Source organism: Paucilactobacillus vaccinostercus DSM 20634, assembly GCF_001436295.1.
GTDB lineage: Bacteria > Bacillota > Bacilli > Lactobacillales > Lactobacillaceae > Paucilactobacillus > Paucilactobacillus vaccinostercus.
This window is the reverse complement of the sequence record NZ_AYYY01000005.1, coordinates 204455-224988: the sequence shown is the minus strand read 5'-3', so window position 1 is coordinate 224988 and position 20534 is coordinate 204455. Positions and strand designations below refer to the sequence as shown.

The 20534-nt window shown below is 40.7% G+C and carries 22 protein-coding genes; 20 read left to right on the top strand and 2 right to left on the bottom strand.

Features of this window, described 5'->3' with window-relative positions; genetic code table 11:
• The first annotated feature begins 20 nt into the window (after positions 1 to 20).
• The 9 genes from FC26_RS01795 to recN all read left to right on the top strand — a co-directional run bounded on the left by FC26_RS01795 (position 21) and on the right by recN (position 7396).
• Positions 21 to 455 (top strand): Asp23/Gls24 family envelope stress response protein, encoded by a 435-nt coding sequence (locus FC26_RS01795; RefSeq protein ID WP_057777336.1) that lies wholly within the window; start codon positions 21 to 23, stop codon positions 453 to 455.
• On the top strand, positions 452 to 856 hold the full coding sequence (gene nusB / locus FC26_RS01790; RefSeq protein WP_057777334.1) for a transcription antitermination factor NusB: 405 nt from the start codon (positions 452 to 454) through the stop codon (positions 854 to 856). The genes FC26_RS01795 and nusB overlap by 4 nt, the downstream gene beginning before the upstream one ends.
• Positions 857 to 977: 121 nt before the next feature.
• Positions 978 to 1841, top strand: a complete 864-nt coding sequence (folD, locus tag FC26_RS01785) for a bifunctional methylenetetrahydrofolate dehydrogenase/methenyltetrahydrofolate cyclohydrolase FolD (protein WP_057777332.1) — start codon at positions 978 to 980, stop codon at positions 1839 to 1841.
• Complete coding sequence (gene xseA, locus FC26_RS01780) at positions 1834 to 3171, top strand: exodeoxyribonuclease VII large subunit (RefSeq protein WP_057777330.1); 1338 nt, start codon at positions 1834 to 1836, stop codon at positions 3169 to 3171. The genes folD and xseA overlap by 8 nt, the downstream gene beginning before the upstream one ends.
• A gap of 8 nt (positions 3172 to 3179) precedes the next feature.
• Positions 3180 to 3422 carry an exodeoxyribonuclease VII small subunit gene (locus tag FC26_RS01775; protein WP_057777329.1) on the top strand — a complete coding sequence of 81 codons (243 nt, stop codon included), beginning with the start codon at positions 3180 to 3182 and terminating at the stop codon, positions 3420 to 3422.
• The gene (locus FC26_RS01770; RefSeq protein ID WP_057777356.1) at positions 3412 to 4287 is read left to right on the top strand and encodes a polyprenyl synthetase family protein; all 876 of its coding nucleotides are present in this window, start codon (positions 3412 to 3414) and stop codon (positions 4285 to 4287) included. Before FC26_RS01775 ends, FC26_RS01770 begins: the two co-directional genes overlap by 11 nt.
• A 9-nt stretch (positions 4288 to 4296) precedes the next feature.
• Complete coding sequence (locus FC26_RS01765) at positions 4297 to 5112, top strand: TlyA family RNA methyltransferase (RefSeq protein WP_057777327.1); 816 nt, start codon at positions 4297 to 4299, stop codon at positions 5110 to 5112.
• A 78-nt stretch (positions 5113 to 5190) separates the two neighbouring features.
• Positions 5191 to 5646: an arginine repressor gene (locus FC26_RS01760; RefSeq protein ID WP_057777326.1), complete on the top strand. Its 456-nt coding sequence runs from the start codon at positions 5191 to 5193 to the stop codon at positions 5644 to 5646.
• Positions 5647 to 5710: 64 nt separating this feature from the next.
• Positions 5711 to 7396: a DNA repair protein RecN gene (gene recN / locus FC26_RS01755; protein ID WP_057777324.1), complete on the top strand. Its 1686-nt coding sequence runs from the start codon at positions 5711 to 5713 to the stop codon at positions 7394 to 7396.
• Between the two features lie 53 nt (positions 7397 to 7449).
• Here recN and FC26_RS01750 read toward each other — a convergent pair whose 3' ends face one another.
• A complete protein-coding gene (locus FC26_RS01750) occupies positions 7450 to 7785 on the bottom strand; it encodes a hypothetical protein (protein ID WP_057777323.1) in 336 nt (111 codons plus the stop codon).
• A 186-nt stretch (positions 7786 to 7971) separates the two neighbouring features.
• Here FC26_RS01750 and gmk point away from each other — a divergent pair, with 186 nt between their 5' ends.
• The 11 genes from gmk (at position 7972) to FC26_RS01695 (ending at position 19826) form a co-directional block, all read left to right on the top strand.
• Complete coding sequence (gene gmk, locus FC26_RS01745; protein ID WP_057777322.1) at positions 7972 to 8592, top strand: guanylate kinase; 621 nt, start codon at positions 7972 to 7974, stop codon at positions 8590 to 8592.
• The gene (gene rpoZ, locus FC26_RS01740; protein ID WP_057777320.1) at positions 8589 to 8798 is read left to right on the top strand and encodes a DNA-directed RNA polymerase subunit omega; all 210 of its coding nucleotides are present in this window, start codon (positions 8589 to 8591) and stop codon (positions 8796 to 8798) included. The genes gmk and rpoZ overlap by 4 nt, the downstream gene beginning before the upstream one ends.
• A 118-nt stretch (positions 8799 to 8916) precedes the next feature.
• Entirely contained in the window at positions 8917 to 10113 is a 1197-nt protein-coding gene (gene coaBC / locus FC26_RS01735) for a bifunctional phosphopantothenoylcysteine decarboxylase/phosphopantothenate--cysteine ligase CoaBC (RefSeq protein WP_057777319.1), read from the top strand.
• A 9-nt stretch (positions 10114 to 10122) separates the two neighbouring features.
• Positions 10123 to 12543 (top strand): primosomal protein N', encoded by a 2421-nt coding sequence (gene priA / locus FC26_RS01730; RefSeq protein ID WP_057777318.1) that lies wholly within the window; start codon positions 10123 to 10125, stop codon positions 12541 to 12543.
• Between the two features lie 12 nt (positions 12544 to 12555).
• Positions 12556 to 13506 (top strand): methionyl-tRNA formyltransferase, encoded by a 951-nt coding sequence (gene fmt / locus FC26_RS01725; RefSeq protein WP_057777317.1) that lies wholly within the window; start codon positions 12556 to 12558, stop codon positions 13504 to 13506.
• Positions 13499 to 14863: a 16S rRNA (cytosine(967)-C(5))-methyltransferase RsmB gene (rsmB, locus tag FC26_RS01720; protein ID WP_057777316.1), complete on the top strand. Its 1365-nt coding sequence runs from the start codon at positions 13499 to 13501 to the stop codon at positions 14861 to 14863. Before fmt ends, rsmB begins: the two co-directional genes overlap by 8 nt.
• A gap of 14 nt (positions 14864 to 14877) precedes the next feature.
• A complete protein-coding gene (locus FC26_RS01715; RefSeq protein WP_057777315.1) occupies positions 14878 to 15624 on the top strand; it encodes a Stp1/IreP family PP2C-type Ser/Thr phosphatase in 747 nt (248 codons plus the stop codon).
• Positions 15621 to 17504 (top strand): Stk1 family PASTA domain-containing Ser/Thr kinase, encoded by a 1884-nt coding sequence (pknB, locus tag FC26_RS01710; protein ID WP_057777314.1) that lies wholly within the window; start codon positions 15621 to 15623, stop codon positions 17502 to 17504. The genes FC26_RS01715 and pknB overlap by 4 nt, the downstream gene beginning before the upstream one ends.
• Before the next feature lie 18 nt (positions 17505 to 17522).
• Complete coding sequence (gene rsgA / locus FC26_RS01705) at positions 17523 to 18428, top strand: ribosome small subunit-dependent GTPase A (protein ID WP_057777312.1); 906 nt, start codon at positions 17523 to 17525, stop codon at positions 18426 to 18428.
• 9 nt (positions 18429 to 18437) lie between these two features.
• Positions 18438 to 19091 (top strand): ribulose-phosphate 3-epimerase, encoded by a 654-nt coding sequence (rpe, locus tag FC26_RS01700; RefSeq protein WP_057777311.1) that lies wholly within the window; start codon positions 18438 to 18440, stop codon positions 19089 to 19091.
• Positions 19092 to 19157: 66 nt separating this feature from the next.
• Complete coding sequence (locus FC26_RS01695; RefSeq protein ID WP_057777310.1) at positions 19158 to 19826, top strand: thiamine diphosphokinase; 669 nt, start codon at positions 19158 to 19160, stop codon at positions 19824 to 19826.
• Positions 19827 to 19871: 45 nt separating this feature from the next.
• Here FC26_RS01695 and rpmB read toward each other — a convergent pair whose 3' ends face one another.
• On the bottom strand, positions 19872 to 20057 hold the full coding sequence (rpmB, locus tag FC26_RS01690; RefSeq protein ID WP_057777309.1) for a 50S ribosomal protein L28: 186 nt from the start codon (positions 20055 to 20057) through the stop codon (positions 19872 to 19874).
• Positions 20058 to 20534 lie beyond the last annotated feature (477 nt).

Below are 20534 nucleotides of genomic sequence, written 5' to 3'. Positions count from 1 at the left end.
AAGACTGGAGGACTGTACCGATGGCAGAAGACACAAATATTGTCTTAAATGACGATGAACAAGAATTAGGAACAATCCAAATTGCTCCTCGTGTGTTAGAAATCATTGCGGGAATTGCCGCAAGTCAAATAGAAGGCGTGTCTAGAATGCACGGTTCAATCGCAAGTAGTGTGAATGAACTTTTGGGTCGCCCTGATCATGGTCGTGGTGTTAAATTAACGAATAACGATGATGAGCTGTCGGTTGATGTCGCTGTCTACTTGGACTACGGTGTTTCTGTTCCTAAGATTGCCCTAGAGATCCAAGACAAGGTAAAACAACAGATTTCATTGATGACGGATCTCAAGATTAAAGAGGTTAATGTTCACATTGAAGGTGTTGTAACCGAAAAAGTCGAACAGCAAATTGATCCAAATGATATTTTTGCTGAAGATGGAAATGGAGAACAGCAGTGAGTTTGAATCGTCATCAAATTAGAAGAAGCGCTTTTCAAACCTTGTTCGCATTATCGTCAAATTCTGGTGCAAATGTGAGTGACATTTATGACCAAGTATTGAATGACGATGACGAAGTTCCGGCGTACCTAACGCAATTGGTTGATGGTGTCATTGCACATCAGGATGAATTAGATGCTAGCATTCAACAGCTATTGGATAAAAAGTGGCGTTTGTCACGATTAGCTAAGACTGATCTGGTGATTTTACGAATCGCATTATATGAAATGCAGTTTGTTGATAATGTTCCTGATGCAGTGGCAATCAACGAAGCATTAGAGTTAACAAAGACCTTTAGCGATGATAAATCCAAGGGATTCGTTAATGGTGTTCTGGGAAATTTTGAAAAGCAAGCTAAATAATTGATTTTTTAAAGTCTGATGAGCGTTAAGCATCAGGCTTTTTTATTACTACTTTACAAGTTAGCTTTATGCTAAAATATTAATATTACTGAAGATGTTTTGAGCAGGGAGAGTTGATTGAATGACAACAATTTTAGATGGTAAAAAATTAGCTAAAATTATTAATGAAGAAACTAAGAATGACGTAAGTCAGTTGACCGCTGCTGGAATTAAGCCGGGAATTGCTGTTATTCTAGTCGGTGATGACGAAGCAAGTCAGATATATACTCGTAATAAGCAACGGAAAGCTGAACGTTTAGGAATGACATCTATCCTAAAGCAATTTCCTGCAAGTACTGAACAGCAGGTCATTATCGATACCGTTCAATCTTTGAATCGCGATAACACAATTAATGCCATTTTGGTTCAATCTCCGTTGCCGGCCCATATTAGTCAATCGACAGTAACGGAAGCAATTGCCCCAGAAAAGGATGTTGATGGATTTCATCCAATAAACTTAGGCAAACTTTACGCTAATGAGCCAACCCACTATCCAGTGGCATGCACGCCTAAGGGAATTATGACGATGTTAGACCATTATCATATTCCAATTGCTGGTCAACGTGCTGTGGTGGTTGGTCGAAGTATTTTGGTTGGTAAACCAATGGCTGCGCTGTTGCAAAATGCTGATGCGACAGTTACGATTACTAATCGTCAAACACAAAACTTACAGTCAATTACCAAACAGGCGGATATACTAGTGGTTGCAACTGGTACTGCACATCTTATTACACCAGAGTATGTTAAACCGAATTCAGTTATCATCGATGTCGGCATTGAGCACGATGCAAATGGTAAACTGATCGGAGATGTAGATTTTGACCGAGTAGCTGACTTAACATCTGCGATAACACCAGTTCCTGGTGGTGTGGGCCCAATGACTATCGCCACATTAATGCAGCAAACGGTAGAGTTAACAAAGTGGAGCCTTGAAAATAATGGATAATTCCAAATATCTTTCTGTATCAGCATTAACTAAATATATTAAACGTAAATTTGACGTTGATCCTTATTTAGGACGTATTTATTTAACAGGTGAAATTTCTAATTTTCGTTTAAGGTCTAATGCACATCAATATTTTAGCCTAAAGGACGAACATGCTAAAATTAGTGCAATTATGTTTAAATCTGCATTTCAAAAGGTTAAATTTACCCCGGAAGACGGGATGAAGGTTCTCGTTTCTGGTAGAATTGGATTGTATGAGGCGAGTGGCAGCTATCAAATTTATGTTGATTCAATGCAACCAGATGGCGTTGGTGCACTTTACCAAGCGTACGAACAGTTAAAAAATAAGCTTGCACAAGAAGGATTGTTTGATGCCTTTAAGAAACCATTGGTTAAGTTTCCTAAGAAGATTGCAGTCGTTACAAGTCCTAGTGGTGCAGTGATTCGTGATATTATAACAACGACCCAGAGACGATTCCCAATCGCGCAGATTGTCCTTTTTCCGGCACTGGTCCAAGGTGATGCCGCAGCAAAGGACATTGTGCGCCAAATCGAACGAGCAAATGCGGACGGAACTTTCGATACGTTGATCATTGGCCGTGGTGGCGGCTCAATCGAAGATCTATGGCCATTTAACGAAGAGATTGTTGCGCGCGCGATTGCAACTAGTAATCTACCTGTCATTTCCTCAGTCGGTCACGAGACAGACACAACGATTGCGGACCTTGTAGCTGACGTACGCGCTGCAACACCAACTGCAGCAGCAGAACTGGCAGTCCCAGTTTTAACAGATGAAGTGATTAAACTTATTAATCAACGGCAGAGACTTGTTGCGGCTACTCGTAGCTTGATTAAATTGAATCAACAGCGATTGAAACGCCTACAACAAAACTATATTTTTCAACAGCCAAATCGGCTGTATGACGGATATAGTCAAAACGTTGATTTACTCCGACAACGTCTTGCACGACAAGCAGCAACTCAATTTGGGCAATGGCAACAACAGGTGTTAGCTACAAAAAATCGGTTATCCGTTCAGGCACTTAGTCAGCAAATTAGTCGTGCTCAACAAGTTGAGGAAACACTACATGCACGGCTAGAACGCGCTATGCGGCAATTTATGGTTGATCAACATAAAGAGTTTAGTAGTACCGTTGAATCGCTTAATTTTCTTAGTCCATTGAAGATAATGTCACGGGGATACACTTATGTCACAGCGCATGATCATGTGGTAAAAAACACAATCGATTTGACGACCGGTGAAAGTATTGATCTTCACTTTACCGACGGGCAAGCCAGAGCGAAAATTACAGAGATCAAGAAAGGTTAGTACAAATTATGGCTGAAAAAGAAAGTTTTGAGCAGCAACTTACCGATCTGCAAAAGATCGTAGAGCAACTTGAACAAGGCGACGTTCCCCTAGAAGAAGCCTTGAAACAATTTCAAACTGGGGTTGAACTAAGTAAACAGTTACAATCTACTCTAGATAATGCAGAAAAAACATTAGCTAAATTAATGGATGATGAAGGGCATGAAATTCCATTTGATACAACACAAAAAGAGGACGATAATCATCAGTAACTTATCAGCGCTTCAAATTGAAATTAACCATTTTCTGGCCGGAAATATTGCAGCTGATACTGCACAGCCGGTACTTAATGCAGCGATGCAGTATTCCTTATTGGCGGGTGGTAAACGGTTAAGACCAGCATTGACCCTAGCCACGTATCAGTCACTTGGTCAGACACTTGATCCAGACGTGTTGAAAGCTAGTTGTGCAGTGGAGCTATTACACACCTATTCTCTGATTCACGATGATCTTCCAGCGATGGATAATGATGACTTGAGACGTGGGAAGCCGACCAATCATAAAAAATTTGGTGCTGGTATTGCAACACTTGCTGGCGACGGATTACTGACATTGGCGTTTCAGTGGTTGGTTGATAATCAATTGCCTGCAACAACAACTAACCAATTGGTAGCCAAGTTAGCAGTTGCTGCCGGTCCCGCTGGAATGGTCGCTGGTCAAACATCAGATATCGAGGGCGAGCACCAACACTTGACCCTATCTCAATTACAACTCCTACATAGTCAAAAAACGGGGGCTTTGATTGAGTATGCGATTTGTGCGGGAGGAATCTTAGCGCACGCACAGCCGGAAGTAATGTCGTTGCTAAGTTCGTTTGGTAAAAGCTTTGGACTGGCCTTTCAAATTTATGACGACTTAATGGATGTCGTTGGATCGGTTGAACAAATGGGCAAACAAGTCCACAAAGATCATGATGAGCATAAAAATACCTACCCAGAGTTAATAGGAATTGATGAAACGAAGGCGGTTTTACTGGATACGGTTGTCCAACTAAAGGCAATTAAAGCTCAGCTTGAACAAAGCACTCATCAATCATTTCAAGTCTATGATGAATTCATAGCGTACTTTGATTTATAGGGGAAAATAATGGAAAAAGAACGTGTTGATATTTTATTGGTCAAGCAGGGATTGTTTGATTCCCGAGAGCAAGCCAAACGGGCGGTTATGGCAGGCGAAATTTTGGGGAAGAATAATGAACGACTTGATAAACCTGGTGAAAAGATTCCCATTACTACAACTCTACATATGAAAGGTAAAAAAATGCCTTATGTAAGTCGTGGTGGTCTTAAACTTGATAAAGCATTAAAGGTGTTTAATATCTCTGTTCAAGATAAAACTGTACTAGATATCGGCTCTTCAACCGGCGGATTTACGGATGTGATGCTGCAAAATGGCGCAAAATTAAGTTATGCGCTTGACGTTGGGACTAATCAGTTAGTATGGCAGTTACGTGAAGATCCACGTGTAGTTGTAATGGAACAAACTAACTTCAGGTATAGTCAACTAGATGACTTTACTAGTGGACAGCCACAATTTGCGTCAATTGATGTTTCTTTCATTTCGTTGAAATTAATTTTGCCTGTACTGGCTAATATTCTTACACAGCAAGGTGAGGTTGTTGCTTTAATTAAACCGCAATTTGAAGCAGGTAAGGAAAATGTCGGTAAACATGGTATTATTCATGATGAAAATGTGCATCGTGATGTTCTCAATAATGTCCTTAAATTTGCCTGTGATAGCCATTTCGACGTAATTGGATTGGATTTTTCACCAATTAAGGGGGGCCAAGGTAATATTGAATTTCTAGCTCACCTAAAACTAGCGGACTCGCTGGGGCAAATTGCCGCAGACGTGTCGATTGATCAGGTTTTAAATAATGCATATGAATCGTTAAATAAATAAAGGCATGTTTAGCCTTTCATTATTTATACATTTCTAGTAAAATATAATGTATAAATAATCATTTCAAGGGGTGTTAAGATGCGAAAAGCAGAGCGCCAACAATATCTACGTCAGCTAATGAATCAGCACAGTATTGAGCGTCAAGAGGATTTTGTGAGCCTACTAGATGGACAGGGAATTAAAGTTACACAAGCGACTATCTCGCGTGACATTAAGGAAATGCAGCTTGTAAAAGTACCAAGTATTGGTGGAGGATATCACTACAGCCTTCCCGTTCAAAAGCAACTGGATACGCAAAAGAAATTACGGCGAACACTAGGTGACGCTGTTATTTCGATGGACATACAGGATAAATTGGTTGTTTTACATGTTCAACCAGGTAATGGCCCAGCTCTATCAACGCTAATCTCACAGATGAATTATGAGGATGTTTTCTGTACACTTGGTGATGATTCAACAGTTTTATTGATTTGCCGCAGCGATAGTGGTGCACAGCAAATGTTAAACTTAATCAACGAATTGATTGAGGGATAGATACTAAAAAGGTGAGGGAAGTGTGTCTTCTGCTCACCTTTTTGGCCAGAATGGAGGAGTTAAGTTGCTTCAGGAATTAACAGTTGATAATTTGGCAATTATTGATCATCTTTCGTTAGAATTCAGTGATCAGATGACCGTACTCACTGGTGAAACCGGTGCCGGGAAGTCCATTATCATCGATGCCGTTGGTCTTTTGGCTGGTGGTCGTGGATCACAAGAATTTATTCGACGTGGAGAAGAAAAGCTAAGTATTCAAGGACAATTCACGATGCCTAACAACGTAAAATTCAGTCAATTGCTTGATGAATTTGGTATTGATTACGAAGACTCAATTTTGATTATTCAGCGGGAAATTCATCGCTCTGGACGTAACACCATTCGGGTCAATGGTACTCTGATTAATACGGGGATGCTTCGCCAGATTGGAACCTGGTTAGTTGATATTCAGGGGCAAAATGAGCATCAACGGCTCCTACGACCTGAAGAGCATTTAGGAATGCTTGACGAGTACGCACGCGATGATATCAGCAGTTTGCTTAAGCAATATCATGAAGAATATCATGACTATGAACAGGTTAAAGCAGCACTTGAAAAGAAGCAATCCAACGAACAACTTTGGGCGCAGCGCTTGGATATGCTCAAATTTCAGGTTAATGAGATTCAGTCTGCAGATTTGCAACCCAATGAAGATGAGTCACTGATAGTCGAAAAAGAGCGGTTGAGCCATTTTCAGCAGATCAATAATGCGTTAGAGCTTACCAGTTCGACTTTAAATGGTGATGAAAACGGTTCGATTCTGGATTTAATTGCTAACACGATGAACGCGCTACAAGAAATTACAGAGTTTGACGCGACTTATTCTGATTTAACGGATACTATTTCTAGCGCCTATTACAGTTTGCAAGATGCGGCAGGGCAGGCGTCTCATCAACTGGATAATTTAGAATTTGACGAGGAACGATTAAATGAAATTGAAAATCGGCTGGCACTTATTGCGGATCTAGAACATAAATACGGTGATTCTGTCGCACAAATTTTGGATTACTACGACAAAATACAAGCAGAACTCAAATCCATGCAGGCTTCTGAAACTAATAGCGATAATTTGGAAGAAGAGCTCCATGACCACTACCAAAAGTTAATGACTACTGGTCACCAGTTGAGCCAGCAACGACAGCAAGCAGCCCATCAATTAGCTAAAAAGGTTAACCAACAATTAAAAGAATTGTACATGGAAAAGGCTGTTTTTGAAGTTAAATTTTTAAAAAGTGGCAATGGAGAACGAATAATGAACAGTGGTCTTGATCGCGTTGAATTCTATATTCAAACCAATCCTGGTGAGAGTCTGGGGCCACTCGCAAAGATTGCTTCTGGTGGTGAATTATCGCGTGTAATGTTGGCTCTGAAAACAATTTTTGCGCAGAATCAAGAAATTACTAGTATTATTTTTGACGAAGTTGATACAGGCGTGAGTGGCCGGGTGGCTCAGGCAATTGCTGAGAAAATCCGACTAATTTCACGCTCCTCGCAGGTACTATGTATTACGCACTTACCACAGGTTGCCGCAGTTGCAGCACATCATTTTATGATTCAAAAGAGCATTCATGATCGTCGAACAATGACCACGGTGACTATCTTAAAAACACCAGATAGAATTAATGAACTAGCCCGAATGCTGTCTGGTGCTGAAGTCACTAAACTAACTCTTGAACATGCTCAAGAATTACTACGTATGGGACAGGAATAGTTAAAAGGACTAAATCACGCGAAAGTTATTAAAACAGCGTGATTTAGTCCTTTTTATCTTTTCTCAATGTATCTAATTAGTGAGGGCGTTATTAAATAAGTAACGTTATCCAACGTGGTTAGTAAAATCTTAGAATCCTTGAACAGGGATAGATGGCCAATTACATTTGTGACTTGGCCCATATCCGACGTTGGCATCAGTTGCAGTTTTACTAAGAAATGCGATTCTAAGGAACGACGCGTGAATAAATCAATTTGAAAGCGGGGCATTTGGCGTTTAATTACAACTGGCTGAATACGAGGACGAGTAGTTTCCGATAGTAATAGTTGGTCAAACCGTTGCTTCAATTGATTACTAACTAGTTTAATCGCACTTTGATAATTCTGCATGATGAATCCTCCCGAACATTTGTTTGTGTTTCATATTATACGAACAAATGTTCAATTTTGCAACCCCACTAATCAAACTTTAATTTTTTTCGACCAAAAACTAGTAATTTTAAAATTTTCTTGATTACCCATAATAAATAGTGCAAAATGGTTAGTAACACATAAATTAAGGAGCTACATAATCGCATGACAAAACGTGGAATGTTGATTGTTTTGTCTGGTCCCTCAGGAGTCGGCAAGGGAACCGTTCGCAAAGCAATTTTTGATCAGGACAACAATGATTTTCAGTATTCTATTTCAATGACAACTCGTAAGCCGAGACCTGGTGAAGTTGACGGAATTGACTACTTCTTTGTATCAAAAGAAGAATTTGAGCGTAAAATCCAAACTGGAGAGATGCTTGAATATGCCAAATATGTTGACAATTATTATGGAACACCCTTAAACTATGTTAATGAAACACTGGAATCTGGTAAGGATGTCTTTCTTGAAATTGAAGTTAATGGTGCAATGCAAGTCAGAGCAAAGTGTCCGGATGGTGTTTTCGTTTTCTTAACTCCACCAGATTTGATGGAACTTAAGCAGCGATTAATTCACCGTGGTACCGATGCAATGGATGTGATCAATAAACGCATTCAAAAAGCAGTTGGTGAAATCAAAATGATGCAGAACTATGATTATGCGGTGGTTAATGATCAGGTTCCCAATGCAGTGGAAAAAATTAAGAATATTATTCGCAGCGAACGGTTACGTGTGCCGCGGGTAATGCCTGATTATCTTGGTATGTTAGGAGAGATGAACAAATGATTTTATATCCATCAGTTGATAAGCTACTAGAACGGGTTGATTCTCGGTATTCTTTGATCATGCTTGCAAGTAAACGGGCCCATGAAATTGATGCGGGTGCAACACCATTGCTGAGCAAGTACGATTCAGACAAATCAGTCGGCAAAGCTATGGAAGAAATTGAAGCTGGCGAAGTGACAATCGATAAAGATAGCGAAACATTTTAATTAAGTTTGTTTGTGATACAAACACGAGTCCGGAGCAAGTTAGTTGCTGCGGGCTTATTTTTTCATGATTCGTGTTATAATTTTATTTAGTAATTGAATTTAGAATGGGGAGATTTGAATGACGCGTGTCACGATTCACGTAACGGGTGGAATCGCCGCTTATAAGGCTGTCTCACTACTCAGATTATTTCAAAAAAATGGTGATGATGTTCGCGTTGCGATGACTGAATCGGCAACCAAATTTGTTACACCCGCCACTTTTGAGGCGTTAACAAAGCAGCCCGTTTTGACCGATTTATGGTCGCTAGCTCAAAAGGCTAAAATTGCACATATTGAACTGGCAGATTGGACTGAATTAGCAATCGTAGTGCCTGCGACAGCTAATACCATTGCTAAAATGGCTGGTGGGATCGCGGATAATGCCGTATCGTCAACGTTGCTGGCAACTGATGCCCCTAAGCTTGTGGTCCCAGCTATGAACTCTCATATGTGGGCCAATGAAGCAACGCAGAGAAATATTGCACAATTAAAAAACGATCAGGTTAATGTAATCCCGCCTGAAACCGGTCATTTGGCAGAGGGATACGAAGGAACTGGCCGAATGCCAGCAATTGATACCATTTTTAACATGGCGCAAGCTATTCTTCAATCTGATGATCGATTAGTGGGCAAGAAAATTTTAGTCACGGCCGGTGGAACTCAAGAAGATATTGATCCAGTCCGTTTTATCGGCAATCATTCCTCGGGTAAAATGGGAATCGCCATTGCAAATGCCGCCGCACAAGCGGGGGCATCGGTTACTCTAATTGCGGGGCAGGTTAAGAATTTAGCAACTCTGGACTCGCGAATTCTGGTGACGCGTGTCACATCTACCAACGATATGGCGCAGGCAGTAAAGCATGACTTCACTGATGTTGATGCTTTAGTCATGGCGGCAGCTGTTGCCGATTTTCAACCAATAACAAGAGCCGATCAAAAAATTAAAAAGAATCCAGATAGTGATGAGTTAACATTGCGGTTACGCAAAACACCAGATATTTTAAAACAAGTGGGTCAAATCAAACGTCACCAATTTGTTGTCGGGTTTGCGGCCGAGACACAGAATTTACTCCAAAACGCAAATAAGAAATTAATTCAAAAGAATGCAGACATCATTGTTGCAAACAATGTTAGCAATCCTGGAGTTGGCTTTGGCAGTGATGATAATCAAGTAACTATTCTGACTCGAAATCACGAACCTGAAAAATGGCCCAAGATGAGTAAACAATTAGTTGCTAAAAAAATAATTGATTTGATTTCAGATCAAATTTTGTAGGGTGATTGAATGGCAGAAATTGCACAAGTTATTGTAGATGTTCCGACAATGCAAACCAATCGTCCCTATACTTATCAAGTACCGCAGGAGTGGCAATACCAGATCAAAATTGGAATGCGCGTAGTAGTCCCATTTGGGAATGGAACTCGCAAAGTTGAAGGGGTTGTCGTAGGTCTTGACGAGACTAGTACTTACGATGGTCAGCTCAAAAAAATTGATTCGTTAATGGATCTTAATCCAGTTTTAAACGACGAATTATTGCAGCTGTCTCAATGGATGGCCAACCAAACTTTTGCTTTTCAAATTACATGTATCCATACGATGCTACCAGCAATGCTAAAAACAAAGACACAAAAATATCTCCATCTAATTGATGAAGTGGATGAAGAAACTTTTTTAACTCAATTTCACGGATTAGATGAAATTGAGTTTAATCCCGAAAAATTGACTAAGCCACAGCTTAGCCAATTATTGAAGCTGAAAAAGCAGGAAAAGGTTGAAGTTGTTTATCGTGTTCGTGACCGTGCGAAACCAAAGACGGTTCTGGGGATTTCGCCTGCATTAACTTTTGAACAATACGAAGAACAGCGAAGCACACTTAATAGTCAAGCAAAAGCACAAAATCGACTTTTATCTTACTTACAAAGTATTATCGGGAAAACAATCAAATTAACTGAAGCACGACAAAATAGTGATCTTTCTACAGCCGTTTTTAATACCGGAGCAAAAAAAGGGTGGTTAATCAAAAAAAAGGTTGAAATATATCGAACTCCGACGGCACTACAAGATACGGCCATTATTGAATCACAACTGAAATTAAATGATGAGCAACAGATCGCCGTTAGCGCCATTAATCAGGCCGTTGATCAGCACCAGGACAAAACATTTTTGCTTGAAGGGGTGACTGGAAGCGGCAAAACCGAAGTTTATCTGCAATGTATCAAACGGGCTATTGATCAAGGCCAGACTGCTATCATGTTAGTACCCGAAATTTCTTTGACGCCTCAAATTGTTGCGCGCGTTAAACGTCGTTTTGGCAGCGATGTTGCTGTGTTGCATAGTGGCCTGTCCAATGGCGAAAAATATGATGAATGGCGTCGAATTGAAAATCAGGAGGCCCATGTTGTCGTAGGCGCTCGTTCAGCAATCTTCGCCCCGGTTACTAATTTAGGCCTGATCATTCTGGACGAAGAACATGAAACAAGTTATAAACAAGATGAAACCCCGCGGTATCATGCTCGAGATGTCGCTAAATGGCGTGCAAAGTATCATCACGCGCCACTGGTCTTGGGAAGTGCAACACCCAGCCTGGAATCACGGGCACGGGCCGAAAAAAAGGTTTATCACCAACTCATGCTCACGCAACGGGTCAATCATCATCCAATGCCTGAGGTTAATGTTGTTGATATGCGACAGGAATTAAGAAAGCATGCGGAGAGTAACTTTTCGACAGAACTCCTGGAGGCCTTGGCGCAACGCATTACGCGTGGCGAACAGAGTATTCTAATGCTCAATCGACGGGGGTATTCGTCATTTATCATGTGCCGGGATTGTGGGTTCGTCTTGCAGTGCCCCAATTGCGATATTTCATTAACGCTCCATATGGACACCCACACAATGAAGTGCCATTATTGTGGTCATGAAGAGGCAATTCCCGATATCTGCCCGAATTGCCATAGCCACCAAATTCGGTATTATGGTACTGGCACACAGAAAGTCGAAGCTGAGTTGGCAGAAAAATTACCGAATGCTCGAATTTTACGAATGGATGTTGATACAACCCGCCGTAAGGGAATGCATGAAAAAATTTTACGTCAATTTGGTGATCATAAGGCCGATATCTTACTCGGAACACAAATGATTGCAAAAGGATTAGATTATCCTAACGTAACATTAGTCGGTGTACTCAATGCTGATACGGGGTTGGGATTGCCGGACTTTCGAGCGAGTGAACATACTTTTCAATTATTGACACAAGTCAGTGGCCGCGCGGGCCGCGCAGATAAACCGGGGCAAGTTATTATTCAAACTTACAATCCCGACCACTATGCCATTCAGCTTGCACGAAAACACGATTTTGAACGGTTTTTCCAAGTGGAAATGCAAATTCGGCATCGCGGTAAGTACCCACCGTACTTTTATACGGTTCAAATTACTGTCAGTCATGAAGACGAAGCTGTTGCTGCGAAGGCCATCTTCGACTTGGCAAGTTTCTTAAACAATGGGCTTGGTTCGACATGCATTATGTTGGGCCCCACCCCTAGATCGATTGCACGTATGAATCGACGTTACTATTACCAGATGGTGATCAAGTATCAACATAATGATCGTTTGCACGCACTATTAATGCAGGTTATGCAGACCAGTCAAAAGCTTAAACAACGGGGATTACAAATTTCAGTTGATCCCGAACCACAATACTTTATTTAGGAGAATTTAAACATGACATCAGTTGTATTTATGGGAACGCCACAATTTTCAGTTCCAATTTTAGAAAGCTTAATCGCTGATCCAGCTTATAAAGTTTTAGCAGTGGTGACGCAGCCAGATCGGAAGGTAGGACGAAAGCATGTTTTGACAGCACCACCCGTTAAAAAAGCGGCGATGAACCATGACATTGAAATTTTACAACCCGAAAAAATAAATCACAGTGAAGAAATGCAACGTGTCATTGAGTTGCAACCAGATTTAATTGTAACGGCTGCATTTGGACAATTTTTACCAACTAAGCTGCTGGCCGCGGCCAAAATTGCTGCGGTTAATGTCCATGCTTCATTACTTCCCAAATATCGCGGCGGTGCACCCGTACACTACGCCATTATAAATGGTGACGCACAAACTGGGGTTTCCATTATTTATATGGTTAAGAAAATGGATGCTGGTGATATTTTGTCACAGCGCGCCATCCCCATTACAACTGATGATGATACAGGAACAATGTTTGATAAACTTAGTGTTCTTGGCCGTGATCTGTTATTAGAAACATTGCCTAATCTAGTTGCTGGTAACATTCAAGCTACTCCTCAAGACGAAACTAAGGTTACCTTTTCACCTAATATTTCGTCTGAAGAAGAGTCACTTGATTTTCATCAAACTGCACAACAAATTGACTGTAAGATTCGTGGACTACGACCGTTTCCAATTGCCAATGTTGTTTTAGATGGCATTCGAACAAAAATTATTGCGGCCACACCGTTAACGGAAACGACGGATATGGCACCAGGAATGGTTGTCCGCGCTGGTAAACATGAGTTGGTGTTGGCGGCTGGGAAAAATACCACAATTTCACTGCAGCAACTCAAACCTGCCGGTAAACCACAAATGACAATTACCGACTATCTTAACGGTCATCAAAATCTAACACAGGGTGTACAGGCGATTACTTATGAATAATCAAAATGAAGAAGTCAAACAAAGTGTCCGGTATCTCGCATTAACGACACTTGATAAAATTATCCAATCTAATGCTTACTCAAACATTCAATTAAATCAGGCTTTACAACAGACTATCTTGTCGGCAGCCGACAAACGACTATTAACTAATATTGTTTATGGTGTTATTCAACACCGATTAACTTTGGAATACTGGCTCAATCCATTTATTAAGGGAAAAAAGCTAGATTCTTGGGTCAAAACACTACTAATTATGTCACTTTACCAGTACCGTTATTTAGATCGGGTTCCGAACTGGGCAGTGACCGATGAAGCTATCAAAATTGCTAAGGTGATCGGCCATGCTGGAATCCGTAAACTGGTCACAGCAGTGTTACATACTGCACTCAGAAATAACGAAATTGATTTTGCAAAGATTGAAGATCCAATTAAGCGAATGAGCATTGAATATAGTGTGCCACAATGGCTAATCGATGAACTGAATCGCCAGTATGGGCTCGAAGCCACTCGAGCAGTATTAACTTCAATTAATAACGCACCACATCAGTCAATCCGAATTAATCGAAAGTTGACAACTGTTGCACAGGTCAAAGAATTACTGACTGATCAGCAATTTGATGTTCGGCAAAGTCCAGTACTACCAGATAGCTTAATCGTTAGTGGCCCGATATCGGTCGCGGATACCGACTTGTTCCAGCAAGGATTGATTACTATTCAGGATGAAAGTGCCACACTGGCCGTTGATAGTATGGCGCTGGTACCTTCTAGTCAAGTTTTAGATGCTTGTGCAGCACCTGGCGGTAAAACGGTCCAAATTGCACAGGACTTGGATGCTCATGCCTCTGGTAAAGTAACGGCTTTGGATATTCACCCTCATAAAATCAAATTAATCAACCAAGTGGCCCAGCGAATGTCAGTTTCCGACGTTGTTGAAGCCGTAAAACTGGATGCACGAAAAGTAGACGAAAAATATGCGGATGAAGCATTTGATCGTATTTTGGTTGATGCACCATGCAGCGGCTTTGGCTTGATTAGACGCAAGCCAGAAATTCGGTATGACAAGTCTTTAGCAGATAGTTTGAATCTGCAAAAAATTCAACTCAGTATTTTAAATGCAGTTGCACCAAAGGTCAAAAAAGGCGGTATAATCACTTATAGTACTTGTACCATCTTGCAACAGGAAAATGATCAGGTGGTTACTCAATTTATTCAAAGTCACCCAGATTTTTCAATTATTCCAACGGAAACCACTAACCAGTTGCCGTCACATAGTCAACAAGCGACATTAACAATTTTACCTAGTGATTTCAATTCAGATGGCTTCTTCGTTGCAACTATAAAAAAGAGCGACAAATAAATGAGGAATTTTTGATGAAAATTGCATTTAAAACAGATATTGGCAGGGCCCGCGAGGAAAACCAAGACTATGTCGGTGTTTTTAAAAATATAGATCGCCTTACTTTTGCCATCGTTGCGGATGGTATCGGGGGCCATCAAGGCGGTGACGTAGCCTCATCGATGGCAGTTTCTCATATTGGCCGTCATTTCGAGGAAACCTCTTTTGAGACACCCTTAGCGGCTGTAAAATGGCTTTCTAGTGAAGTACGTGATGAAAACGCCCAAATTATCGCCAAGGCGCAACAATTTAAAAATCTGCAGGGGATGGGAACTACATTAGTTGCTGCAATCCTATTTGAAGATCAGATGATTGTGGCCAATATTGGGGACAGTCGCGGCTATCTCAATCGGGATGGAAATCTTAGTCAATTAACGGAGGATCATTCATTAGTCAATGAATTGGTCAAACGCGGTGAAATTACTGAGGAACAAGCTCGAACGCATCCCCAAAAAAATATTATTACTCGAACTTTGGGTATTTCTAGCGATGCGGACATTGATGTGAACCTGTATGAAATTCATAAAAATGACCGTTTGTTATTGTGTACTGACGGTCTATCTAATATGGTGGAAAATCAACGTCTTTTAGAAGTACTAGAATCATCACTTACAACAGATCAAAAATGTGAGCAATTAATTCACGATGCTAACCAAGCTGGGGGTCCGGATAATATTACGGTACTCATCGCGGAAAATTACCAGGAGGGCAGTGACATATGAATCCTGGATATACACTAAATAACCGTTATAAAATTATTCGGTCCCTTGGTGAGGGTGGTATGGCCAATGTATATTTGGCACACGACCTGATTCTGGATCGTGACGTATCAGTTAAATTACTGCGATTAGACTTGCGTGACGATCCCCATACTAAGCGACGATTTCAGCGTGAAGCAATGGCGGCAACGCAATTAAATGATCCTCATATTGTTGGTGTGTATGACGTTGGTGAAGACCATGGGCTTCAATACTTGGTGATGGAATACGTTAAGGGAACCGATCTGAAAGAATACATCGGCCTACATTTTCCCATTCCGTTCAAGCAAGTCATTGAAATTATGGAACAAATTTTGTCGGCAGTTGAAGAAGCCCATCAACACGGAATTATTCATCGCGATTTGAAGCCACAAAATGTGTTGATTGACGAACATCAGAATGTGAAAATTACCGACTTTGGTATTGCAGTTGCTGTATCACAAAATTCGTTGACGCAGACGAATACCTTAATGGGGTCCGTACACTATCTTTCTCCCGAACAGGCTCGTGGAAGCATTGCTACGCCACAGTCAGATGTCTATTCATTAGGAATTATTTTATATGAACTTTTGACTGGTAAAGTACCTTTTGAAGGCGAAACGGCCGTTTCAATTGCACTCAAGCACTTCCGGGATGAAATTCCATCAGTTCGCAAATTTGATCCACAAATTCCGCAAGCACTAGAAAATGTTGTTTTAAGGGCAACGGCCAAACTTCCAGCGGATCGCTACCAGAGCGCCCAGGAAATGGCGGGTGATTTGGCCACTTCGCTTTCTAACAGTCGTGTTGGCGAATCCCGTTTTATTCCCAGCTCTGATGATCAAGGGGAGACGAAGGTGATTGACCCAAGCGAAATCAATGCGGCGGTCAATGACGAAAGTAAAACAACTCAAAATACTCAGCAACCTGTTAAAAAACATTGGAAGTGGCCATGGATTGTCGGTATCATTCTGTTGCTGGCGATTGGTATCACAACATGGATGCTAATTCCAAAGCGTGTTGTAGTGCCAGAATTAGCTGGATTAACACAAACACAAGCCAAAAGTAAGCTTCAAGAACATCATTTAAAATTAGGAAGTGTTCACCGCAAGACCAGTGAAACAGTGCACACAGGACGAGTAATCAGTTCTAATCCGGATTCTCAACGAAAAATAAAAGAAGATTCAATGGTTGGTTTGACAATTAGTACTGGTCATCGAAAAGTCACCATTGGTAACTATACGGGTGATGATTATGCATCCGTTGCCGCAAAACTTCGGAGTGAGGGAATGACAGTCAAGCGAGTTGCCATTTATTCCGATGATGTCGATTCCGGTGCCATCATTAAACAAAGTATCCATGCTAAGAAAAAAGTAAATGCTGCTAACACGACAATTACATTTCATGTAAGCGCCGGAAAAAAGAAAGTTACAATTCCGGATTTTACTAACAAAACAACGGCTGAGGTGCAAAAATACGCCGATGATAATCAGCTTCAACTTACAACCAACGAGGCTGAATCGGATTCAGTAGATGAAGGACATGTCATTAGTCAATCTCCAGTTGCTGGAACTAAGGTCAGTCATGATGATTCGATCACCATTACGGTGGCAAAAAAGCAGGAAACAAGCACCACTGTCCAAGTGAACGTTCCGTTTGATAGTTCCGATAATCAGACTCAAAATCGTGTTCAAATTTATATTCAAGATGCTAATCACAATTTAACTCAGGAATATCAAGACGTCATGATTAGCCAGGATACAACGATCAACATTCCGTTTACTTTAAATGGGGATGATAAGGGCGCCTACAAGGTTATTCGTGATGGCAAAACAATTATGAGTGCAACTAATATTCAACAATAAAACAATAAGGAGAAACGTGTGAAGAAGGGGATTATACAACAGTCGCTTAGTGGCTTTTACGATGTTTTGGATGATACAGAACACACTATTTATCGGACACGTGCCCGTGGCAATTTTCGTGCAAAAAAAATTAAACCAATGGTGGGAGATCATGTTGATTTTCAAAGCGATAACCAACGTGAAGGCTATCTTCTTAAAGTTCATGAACGCGAAAACCAACTTGTTAGGCCACCGATTGCCAATGTCGATATTGCAGTTGTCGTGACGGCGGTCAAAGAACCAGAATTTTCAAGCAATTTACTGGATCGACAGTTGGTCGCCTTGGAAGCGCAAAATGTCACCCCAATTATTTATTTTTCCAAAACAGATTTGTTGGATCCTTCAGCAGCATCAACGTTTAACGAAACAATTGTTACCGGATACCGTACAATTGGGTACCATGTGATTTTTCATCAGCCAGCATTTAACGAGCAAGTTAAGACGGAGCTGCTATCACTTTTAACCGGTAAAATCAGCGTCGTGATGGGACAAACTGGGGCTGGGAAATCAACATTGCTTAATCAACTATCACCAGAACTACAACTGGCAACCGGAGAAATTTCGCAAGCTCTTCAACGCGGGAAGCATACAACGCGCAAGGTTAGTCTGTTAAATATTAATGGGTCGCTTATTGCAGATACACCGGGATTTTCATCGTACGAAGCGTTTGAAATGACGATAAACGAGCTCCCTCAATATTTTCCCGAAATGCTGCAATTAAGCGCAGAATGCCGCTTCAGGGGTTGCTTACACATCAAAGAACCAAGTTGTGCCGTGAAAAAAGCCGTCACTGATGGTAGAATTATGAACAGTAGGTATGAAAACTATCTAATGTTTCATGACCTGATAGCTAATCAAAAACCAAAATACAATAAAGAGAAATGAGGAATTATAATGATTAAAGTTGCACCTTCTATTCTAAGTGCCGATTACGTCAATCTACAGCGTGACATTGAAAAAGTGGAAAAGGGTGGCGCCGACTATTTACACATTGATGTGATGGATGGTACCTTTGTCCCAAGCATTTCGTACGGTCCAGGATTCGTAAAAGCAATTCGTAAGGTTTCAAATTTATTCCTTGATGTTCATTTAATGGTTCAAAACCCAGAGCATTTAATTCAAGACTTCATTGACGCCGGTTCTGATTTGATTGGTGTTCAAGTAGAAGCAACATCTCATATCCATCGTGCACTTCAATTAATCAAAAATGGTGGTGTAAAGGCAGAAGTTGTTATCAATCCTGGAACGCCAGTGTCATTGATCGAACCTGTTCTTGGAATGGTTGATCAAGTGCTAGTAATGACTGTTAACCCCGGCTTTGGGGGACAAAAGTTCTTGCCAGAAACAGTCGCTAAAATTGCTCAGTTGGACCAAATTAAAAAGGACCGTGGGTATGACTACGACATCGAAATCGATGGTGGCGTGAATAATCAGACCGTTGTTGACTGCTATAAAGCTGGTGCCACAGTTGCAGTTGCCGGATCTTATGTTTTTAACGACGCTGATCCAGTGGCCAAGATGAATACTTTAAAAGATGTAACCAAATAGATAAAATATGTATTAAAATAAGAGTGCGGCATATTAGCCGACACTCTTATTTTTTAGGAGACACCAATGACTATTCAAAAACGAAAAGTAAAAAAACTGAATGTACTGGTAGGGGGACCAACGCAACAGTGGCCTGACACCCTAAAGAGCGGTCAAATTGAAGGCCCTTGGATTGGCGTTGACCGTGGAGCAATCCGTCTGTTGCAATTAGGAATTAAACCGGAAATTGCAGTTGGAGATTTTGACTCAACTGCCCAAGAAGAACTCGCACGCGTTAAGGAACAGATTACCCATATCGAGACATTCCCGCCTGAAAAAGACCTAACGGATACGCAAATTGGTGTTATTACCGCAATTCGATATTTTAAGTTTGAGCAACTCGCGATATATGGCGCTACGGGAGGGCGAATGGACCATTTACTCGCTAATATATTTTTACCCCTTGAGCCACGTTTTAGGCCCTATGTCACTAACATTAAACTCATTGACCGTCAAAATACGATTACTTACTATCAACCCGGAATGCACGAAATAAAAAAAGAACCTAATAAAAAATACCTTGCGTTTGTGACACTGACAAAAGTGGACGGTCTAACGTTATTCGATGAAAAATATCCTTTAAATGATTACAGTAGTGGCCATCCAACATCATGGGCTAGTAACGAATTTAATGGTGATCTAAATCATTTTAAGTTTGACAGTGGCATTGTTGCTGTTATTCAGAGTCGAGACTAAAATAAAAAGGCCTGCATCAATTAAGATGTAGGCCTTTTTATTTAATTAAACTCGAGTCACTTTACCTGATTTCAAAGTGCGTGCTGAAACGTAAACCTTTTTAGGCTTACCATCTACGAGAATTGTTACTTTTTGCAGATTTGGCTTCCAGCTGCGACGACTTGAGTTAAGGGCATGAGAACGCTTGTTACCAAAGCGTGTCCGTTTACCGCTGATAAAATCTTTAGCCATGAATAACCCCTCCTCTTCTCATCAATTTTTTTACTATTGATCGCAATTGCGCGATAACTCACCTAAATAATTTACCATAGCTACGATCTCATTGCAATAGATTTCTGTCAAGTTCTTTAACTTTACAGCTATAAATATTGTTAGATCAGTCATTAAATAGGAACCAGTCATAAAAATATCATATCTTCAGTGCTTTTTCAATGAAGAACAGAACATAAAAGCAAAAAGTGAGTTCAGATCAAATTACTGGCACTTTAATGAAAAAGATGTTATATTAACTGCACGATAGGTTAAAGGTTTTACCTATTCGTACTCCTCCCAAAACCTAAACTATGAAACATAGTCTTCCCCAAAACCCTATGTTTCTCCAACATGAACAAGCACACTTCCCCAGTGTGATATCTTGTAATCGACACCTCACCCCAGAGGTGTCGTTTTTAGTATAATTACGTTGTTTGGTCAAGGGGAGACTTAATT

What these genes read in the sequence shown, in the direction of transcription:
- rpoZ (WP_057777320.1), top strand. Translation starts at nt 8,589, where the DNA reads ATGATTTTATATCCATCAGTTGATAAGCTACTAGAACGGGTTGATTCT.
- FC26_RS01795 (WP_057777336.1), top strand. Translation starts at nt 21, where the DNA reads ATGGCAGAAGACACAAATATTGTCTTAAATGACGATGAACAAGAATTA.
- pknB (WP_057777314.1), top strand. Translation starts at nt 15,621, where the DNA reads ATGAATCCTGGATATACACTAAATAACCGTTATAAAATTATTCGGTCC.
- rpe (WP_057777311.1), top strand. Translation starts at nt 18,438, where the DNA reads ATGATTAAAGTTGCACCTTCTATTCTAAGTGCCGATTACGTCAATCTA.
- coaBC (WP_057777319.1), top strand. Translation starts at nt 8,917, where the DNA reads ATGACGCGTGTCACGATTCACGTAACGGGTGGAATCGCCGCTTATAAG.
- fmt (WP_057777317.1), top strand. Translation starts at nt 12,556, where the DNA reads ATGACATCAGTTGTATTTATGGGAACGCCACAATTTTCAGTTCCAATT.
- FC26_RS01750 (WP_057777323.1), bottom strand. Translation starts at nt 7,785, where the DNA reads ATGCAGAATTATCAAAGTGCGATTAAACTAGTTAGTAATCAATTGAAG.
- priA (WP_057777318.1), top strand. Translation starts at nt 10,123, where the DNA reads ATGGCAGAAATTGCACAAGTTATTGTAGATGTTCCGACAATGCAAACC.
- folD (WP_057777332.1), top strand. Translation starts at nt 978, where the DNA reads ATGACAACAATTTTAGATGGTAAAAAATTAGCTAAAATTATTAATGAA.
- FC26_RS01765 (WP_057777327.1), top strand. Translation starts at nt 4,297, where the DNA reads ATGGAAAAAGAACGTGTTGATATTTTATTGGTCAAGCAGGGATTGTTT.
- rsmB (WP_057777316.1), top strand. Translation starts at nt 13,499, where the DNA reads ATGAATAATCAAAATGAAGAAGTCAAACAAAGTGTCCGGTATCTCGCA.
- rpmB (WP_057777309.1), bottom strand. Translation starts at nt 20,057, where the DNA reads ATGGCTAAAGATTTTATCAGCGGTAAACGGACACGCTTTGGTAACAAG.
- gmk (WP_057777322.1), top strand. Translation starts at nt 7,972, where the DNA reads ATGACAAAACGTGGAATGTTGATTGTTTTGTCTGGTCCCTCAGGAGTC.
- xseA (WP_057777330.1), top strand. Translation starts at nt 1,834, where the DNA reads ATGGATAATTCCAAATATCTTTCTGTATCAGCATTAACTAAATATATT.
- FC26_RS01775 (WP_057777329.1), top strand. Translation starts at nt 3,180, where the DNA reads ATGGCTGAAAAAGAAAGTTTTGAGCAGCAACTTACCGATCTGCAAAAG.
- FC26_RS01760 (WP_057777326.1), top strand. Translation starts at nt 5,191, where the DNA reads ATGCGAAAAGCAGAGCGCCAACAATATCTACGTCAGCTAATGAATCAG.
- FC26_RS01695 (WP_057777310.1), top strand. Translation starts at nt 19,158, where the DNA reads ATGACTATTCAAAAACGAAAAGTAAAAAAACTGAATGTACTGGTAGGG.
- FC26_RS01715 (WP_057777315.1), top strand. Translation starts at nt 14,878, where the DNA reads ATGAAAATTGCATTTAAAACAGATATTGGCAGGGCCCGCGAGGAAAAC.